At 38.0% G+C, this 3,404-nt stretch carries 2 protein-coding genes; both read right to left on the bottom strand.

From position 1 onward, the window contains the following. Window positions 1-23: 23 nt before the first annotated feature. Window positions 24-2,153: a peptidase domain-containing ABC transporter gene (locus M0D21_RS22875; protein WP_248334340.1), complete on the bottom strand. Its 2,130-nt coding sequence runs from the start codon at window positions 2,151-2,153 to the stop codon at window positions 24-26. A 3-nt stretch (window positions 2,154-2,156) separates the two neighbouring features. Continuing rightward, a partial coding sequence (locus M0D21_RS22870) for an HlyD family secretion protein (RefSeq protein WP_248334338.1) occupies window positions 2,157-3,404 on the bottom strand: 1,248 nt, incomplete at its 5' end.

Raw genomic sequence — 3,404 nt, 5'->3', positions numbered from 1 at the left:
ATTTACAGCCTTATTTGTATTTGTTATACGGCAACGTTTTGTGAATTCATATGTACATCTAGCAATTGTCCATTTTGAAGCGCCACTACTTTATCTGCCATAGCTATAGTATCGGGTCTATGGGCTATAATAATTCGGGTGATGTTTAGTTTCTTTACCGTTTGATTCACTACCGACTCTAACCCTACATCTAAATGTGAGGTCGCCTCATCCAAAAACAATATCTTCGGCCTCTTATACAATGCTCGAGCTAATAACAGTCGTTGCTTTTGACCTCCTGATAAACTACTACCCATATCCCCTATTAAAGTATGATACCCCATGGGCATGGCCATAATATCATTATGAATAGCAGCCTGTTGTGCACATTGTTCTATCCAGGACTGATCAAACTCTGGATCAAAAAAACAAATATTGTCAGCAATACTACCCGATAATAGTTGATCATTCTGCATCACTGTACCTATAAGATTCCGGTAGCTTCGCAAACCTACTTTTCGAATATCATAGCCATCAATCATCACTGTCCCAGTTTCTGGCTTTAGTAATCCCAACATGATTTTCATAATCGTAGTTTTACCACAACCCGAAGCTCCTACAATGGCTACTGAACTACCCTGCGCTATCTCAAAGTTTAATCCTTTAAATAAATACGGCTCATTATCTGAATATCTGAAACTTACATTGTCTAACTTTAACTCACCCGTTACTAAGGGTAATTGACGTTGACTATCGATATCTTTTTCCTGATCTGATAATATAATATCTCCCAAACGCTCCATATGTAGGGACAACATCTTAAACTGAATAAATTTATTGACTAGTGCAGAGGCCTTATCGGTAAACTGTTGTTTGTAAGACATAAAGGCATATAACATCCCAATAGTCATCAAACTATCCATCACAGAAGAAGCCGCCAGGTAGATTACTATAATATTTTCAAGTCCAAACAAAAAACCATTGATAAAATTATACCCGATATCCAACTTACCCACCTTGATACTCGTATTCATAGCATCTGCATAGTAATTATGCCAAACCGTTTGGCGTTGACTCTCATTACCAAACAATTTAATACTCTGCATACCACGAACAGTTTCCATAAAATTAGAGCTCTGTTTTGCATCAGCTACAATTACCTCTTCTGTTAACTGACGATAAGGACGGTATAACCCCAATCTTACCATGATATAAAGTACTACAGCTCCCAACACGATTAAGGCCAAGGTAGTACTGTAAATAAACATCATCACCAATAAACCTATGGCCATAATACCATCAACAATGGTTTCTATAAGACCAGTGGTCAGTAGCTGTTTTACATCTTCCAAAGAACCAAACCTAGAAATAATATCACCTATGTGGCGCTTCTCAAAATAATCCATAGGTAATTTTAAGAGGTGACGCAATAAATTCGCAGCCATCTGTATATTGAGCTGCGTACCCATATATAAAATAACAACACTTCGTAAGGCCGTGACTCCCAAATTCACAAGCTTCATCAATCCAAATCCCAGAGCAAGAATGATCAATAAATCTAAATCTCTGCTGATAATTACATCATCTACTACCAATTGCATATAAAACGGTGTAGCTATAGCAAATACCTGAAGTAGGATTGATAAAATCAGGATTTGAATCAAGGTGCGTTTAAGACCTGTTATTCTACTCCAAAAATGAGATAACTTCGCTCTTTTAGCGATCTTCTCCGGTTTGAAATCAGGGGTCGGTGTTAATTCTAAAGCAACGCCTGTGAAATGCTTAGATACTACATCCAATTTCAGTTCCCTAACACCAACTCCTGGATCATGAATTGTAACTTTATTTCCTCTAACGCTCTTCAAGACCACAAAATGATTCAAGTTCCAATGTAAAATACAAGGCGTTTTCAATTGAGACAATTCCTCCAATTCTAATCGTAATGGACGAGAACTCAACTGAAGGTGATCTGCTAATTGTATTAAACCTTGTAACGTTGCGCCTTTTGAAGAAATAGAATATTTTCGCCTTAAGCCATTAAGATCCAACTTATGACCATAGTAATTGGCAACCATAGCCATAGAGGCCAAACCACATTCTGCAACTTCGGTCTGGATAATAACTGGTAATTTCTTCCCCCAGCCATAATGTAATAAATGAATTGGATTTTGCATATACTATAATTTTCCGCGTAAACTGTATATCGGCTCTAATAACCATTGACCTAAACTGCGCTCTTCCAAAATAATATCGGCCGCAATAGACATCCCCGTTTGTAAAGCCATTTCTTTACCATAGGCATTAACCGTTTGATCATCTAAAGCCACTTTTATGCGATACACCGGTTCTTGTAATGACATTTCAATACTCGCCTCTCCTGGAGTAATAATCGTCTCTGATATTTGGATAATCTTACCACTATATAACCCATATCGCTGGTATGGAAATGCATCATAACGCATTAAAACCTGTTGACCCTTCTTAACAAAACCAATCGCACGGGAGGGTAAAAACAATTCTGCATGTAAAACCGTGTTTTCTGGGATGATCGTAAGAATAGGACGAGATGGTGATACATTTTGACCTATCGTAATATGAGAAGTGGTAACTCGACCATCAACAGGAGCCTTAACCATGTAGGAACTACTGTTTTTTAACTCTATTAACCGCTCCTCTAATCGCGTATATTGTTGCTCTAGTTCTTGTAAACGAGTATTCTTACGTAAAGGAGATTGTTCTATCTGTTTGCGCGTATTAGCGATTTCGGTTTTCTTTTGTATTAAAAAACGCTTAGTGGCATCTAATGAGGCCTTACCATTAAAATAAGCATTGCGCTTTGCTTGCAAGACTTCTTCTGAAACCAAACCCTTTTCTCTTAACTGCTCATATGTATCCCATTGTTGCTTGAGAATATCAACCTCTTCTCCTTGACTACTTAATTGTTGTCCTATTTGATAGTACTCATTTTTATGATTCATCAAAACAGTAGATAATCGGGTGCCTTCACTATCGAGTACTTCAGATTCATCGACCATACGTTGTGCAAGACCGATTCGCTGCTGCTCTAACCTATCGATAAGCTGTTGATTGATACTAAGACTATCCCCAGTACCACGCTCGGTAGTAACCTCTAGTAAATTCTGACCCTTACGAACTTTAGATCCTTCAAAACTATGCTTTTGATCGATAACCCCAGTAAAAGGTGCATAAACACGAACCAAACCCTTATCGGGTACAAGATAACCCGCCACTGTCTCGCGGCGGGCAAACTTACCAAATACCAAAAAAAGCCCTACAACAATAACCAATACCGTAATGGAAATCGTAAATATCCAAAACGATACAGGTCGAACCAATAAGACATCTCCCAGTAATCGCTGTGTATTATTCGCTATAGCTTCCCTACGAAATAAATTTGAACTCAT

Source organism: Aquimarina acroporae (genome assembly GCF_023195925.1).
Taxonomy (GTDB): Bacteria; Bacteroidota; Bacteroidia; order Flavobacteriales; family Flavobacteriaceae; genus Aquimarina; species Aquimarina acroporae.
This window is presented reverse-complemented; position numbering and strand designations above follow the sequence as displayed.

Bases quoted from the DNA above. Each gene is read 5' to 3' on its own strand.
- M0D21_RS22875 (WP_248334340.1), bottom strand. From the start codon at position 2,153: ATGCAAAATCCAATTCATTTATTACATTATGGCTGGGGGAAGAAATTA.